Raw genomic sequence first — 3,211 nt, 5'->3', positions numbered from 1 at the left:
CCACCGCCCAGTCAAGGAGCGAACACTCATGGGCATGCGGATGAGCGCCGGCGCGGTGGGTGCCGTGATCGTGGCTGCTGTGGCGTGGCTGCTGGTCGGCCCACAGCAACTGGGCGGGCCGATCGCGGTCGTGTCCACCTACGGCCACAGCATGCTGCCCACCTACCAGCCACACGACCTGGTGCTCCTCCGCCGCGCCAGCGACTACCGCGTCGGGGACGTGATCGCCTACCGCAGCGGCGAGCTGGACACCGTCGTGCTGCACCGGGTCATCGACCGTGACGGCGACCAGTTCGTCACCCAAGGCGACAACAACGACTGGGTCGACCAAGACCGCCCCACCCGCGACGACGTCATCGGGCGGGCGTGGCTGTCGGTGCCCCAGGCCGGGCGTGTGCTGAACCTTCCCACCCCCGCCCGCCTAGCCGTGCCGTTGGTCCTCGCGGTCGGCGCCGGCGGCGGCATCGCCGGTCGTCGCGCCCGTCGCAGGCGGCAGCGAGACACAAGAACCGCGCCGCTTGAAAAGACCAGCCGCACGCACGCATCCCACCGCGCCTGGGGCGGGCGTCCCCGTCAGCTCGTGGCGATCGCAGCTGCGGGGCTGGTGGTGGCCACGGGGCTCGGAGCGGTGGCCTTCACCCGCCCCACCCGACAGCCGGGGACGGTGGCGTTCACCCACCACGCGACGTTGGACTACACCGCCGTGACCGATCCGGGGCCGGTGTACCCCGACGGCAAGCTCCACACCGGCGACCCGATCTTCCTCCGCCTGATCGACGACGTCGAGCTGGCGTTGACGTGGCGGCTCGACGGTCCCGCAACCGCCGACATCACCGGATCCGGTCAGCTGCTGGTCGAGATCACCGACGCCAGCGGCTGGCGACGCACGTTGCCCGCCGGCAAGCGCACGTCGTTCACCGGCAACCAGGCCACCCTCGAAGGCCGACTCGACCTGACTGCGCTACGGGCCCTGGCCGGGGAGGTCCACGCCGCCACCGGGATGCCGGGAGGCGGGCAGCTGCTGGGCGTGACCGCCGACCTCCAGGTCGACGGCGCGGTCGCGGGGGCACCGCTGTCAGCCCGGTTCGCGCCGACCGCCACCTTCCAGCTCGACGAGCTGCGGATGGTGGTCGCCACACCGTCGAAGGCGTCCGGCGACGACCCTCAGACATCCGGCGGCGACGACGCCACCACGCTCACGTTGTCCGACACGGGCTCGGTCACGGTTCCCGACCAGCGTCCATCCCGCGTGGAGATCGCCGGTCACGGGATCGCGGTGGGGACCGCCCGCGTCGTCGCGGTCGTCGTGGCAGGCGCCGCGCTCACAGCGGCGGCGGCAGCCGCCCGGGCGGCCAGGCGCGACCGCCAGCAGACAGAACCCGACCGCATCCATGACCGCTACCGCCACCAGCTGCTCGACGTGGCCGGGATCGCCCCAGCGCAGGGCCGAACCCAGGTGGAGGTCACCACCATCGAAGCGCTCGCTGCGCTCGCGCAGCATGCCGAGCAGCCCGTCCTGCACCTGGCCACCCGCGACGGCACCCACCTGTATCTGGTGGAAACCAGCGCGACGCGCTACCGCTACCGACCCCGCCACCCATCCCCAACCGCGGTCGGCGCTCACAGCCCGCCGCCGGTCGCCGAGGCGCAACGGCGTGCTGCCGCAGACCTCGACCACACGGCTTCGCCACCGCCAACGACGTGACACCGCCCGCCATCAACGAAGGCCCACCGATGCGTACAGCTCTCACCGCATACCTGCTCGTTGCCGCCACTGCCCTGGCCGTGATGGTGGCGGACGGACGCTCTTCGGCGATCCTCGCCGCGGCCGATCCTGGGGACGGGACCGCCATCAGCGTCAGCTCCGGAGAGCACACCGTGACCAAGATCGTCTACACCGTCGACCCCCACGACTCCGCCGTCGTCTCGCAGGTCGACCTCCATCTCGCCGGCGCGGTGGTTGCCCTCAGCGACGCCAAGGTCCGACTCACCACGTCTGGCGGCTGGTACGGCTGCAGCATCGGCCCTGTGAACGACAACGGGACAGCCGAGAACCTCACCGACGACCACACACCGCTGACCTGCACCACGACCGGGTCCAAGACGTCGCGTTCGGCGCCCAAGGCAGTGACCGTGATGGTCAGCCACTCCGCGGCCTGACCGCATGCACCTGCACTTTCCAGCCGACGGCGGAGGGTTCGGGATGCGCGACGAGTGGGAGAGCGTCGCGCAGCTGCACCAGCACGGCGTCATCGACGACGAGTTCCCTGCCGCCGCACCACGCACGGCCCAGCGGCTTGCGTCAGCCGACGGCGGCCGGCGACAGACACTGCCCCCGACACCGGTGCGGTTCGACAGCGTGTACACCAGCCGGCCCCTTACGGGGGAGGCCTTCGTTGACCGAACCAGCCTCGAGCCGCTTGGCGAGGGAGCGACGTGGCTCGTGCTGATGTCCGCGGCGTTGTTCGGGCTGGTCGCATTGGCCTCGTGGGCGCGGTCGATAAACACCGTGCACGAGTACTTCGTCGCGACCGGGCTGTGCGCGATCGCGCTAGCGGCCGCCACTGCCTTCGCGACCATCCGGTTGTCCCGGGCGATAAGGACCCGCAGGCACTGACAACCGCGACAACACGACGGCGGCACGCCACGGAGGAAGCAACAGCACGAGGGGCTCTTCGACGCACCCAGCATCCCAGCATCCCCGCAAGGCGACCCGGACGCGACGTCGTCCGGGGTCCGCTCATCGCCGATGGTGGTCTAACGGAAGCGCTAGGCGGACAGGATCCGCGCGGCGTCACCGCGGACGAGGACGTCCCGGCGGGTCCCGGAGTTCGGTGCTGCGGCGGTCGTCGTCACCCCTGCGGCTCGGCCGGCACCGGCTCCACGTCGGACGGTCGGTTGCGGGGCTCGGCTTTGCCTCGCCCGGATGGATCCGGCGGCTGGGAACCGCGACCGGGTTCCGCCGGCGGCGCCTCGGCCGGGGCCTGGCCGGATGGCTGCGACGAGGGCGGCTCCGACCTGGCTTCGGCCGGCGCGCGACCGCCCGGTTCCGGCTGCGAGGGCGGCGCGCCTTGGTCGCGGTCGGGAGCAGCTGGCTGTGGTGGCTGTGTCCGCCGATCGGTGGATCCGCCGCTGCGGTCCGGGCTGACACCACCCGGCTGCTCGTTGCTGTTGGCGGGTGGGCGACCGGAGGCGGGCGGGGCACCGGAGG

At 72.0% G+C, this 3,211-nt stretch carries 3 protein-coding genes; all 3 read left to right on the top strand.

All coding sequences use genetic code 11. The annotated features are described in order from the left end of the window. Positions 1-1,705 (top strand): signal peptidase I (locus M3N57_10550; GenBank protein ID MDP9023107.1); only part of this gene is annotated, 1,705 nt, incomplete at its 5' end. Positions 1,706-1,734: 29 nt separating this feature from the next. Then, entirely contained in the window at positions 1,735-2,160 is a 426-nt protein-coding gene (locus M3N57_10545; protein MDP9023106.1) for a hypothetical protein, read from the top strand. Between the two features lie 43 nt (positions 2,161-2,203). Then, on the top strand, positions 2,204-2,617 hold the full coding sequence (locus M3N57_10540; GenBank protein MDP9023105.1) for a hypothetical protein: 414 nt from the start codon (positions 2,204-2,206) through the stop codon (positions 2,615-2,617). Positions 2,618-3,211 lie beyond the last annotated feature (594 nt).

Source organism: Actinomycetota bacterium (genome assembly GCA_030776725.1).
GTDB lineage: Bacteria > Actinomycetota > Nitriliruptoria > Nitriliruptorales > JAHWKO01 > JAHWKW01.
This window is presented reverse-complemented; position numbering and strand designations above follow the sequence as displayed.

Bases quoted from the DNA above. Each gene is read 5' to 3' on its own strand.
- M3N57_10540 (MDP9023105.1), top strand. From the start codon at position 2,204: ATGCGCGACGAGTGGGAGAGCGTCGCGCAGCTGCACCAGCACGGCGTC.
- M3N57_10545 (MDP9023106.1), top strand. From the start codon at position 1,735: ATGCGTACAGCTCTCACCGCATACCTGCTCGTTGCCGCCACTGCCCTG.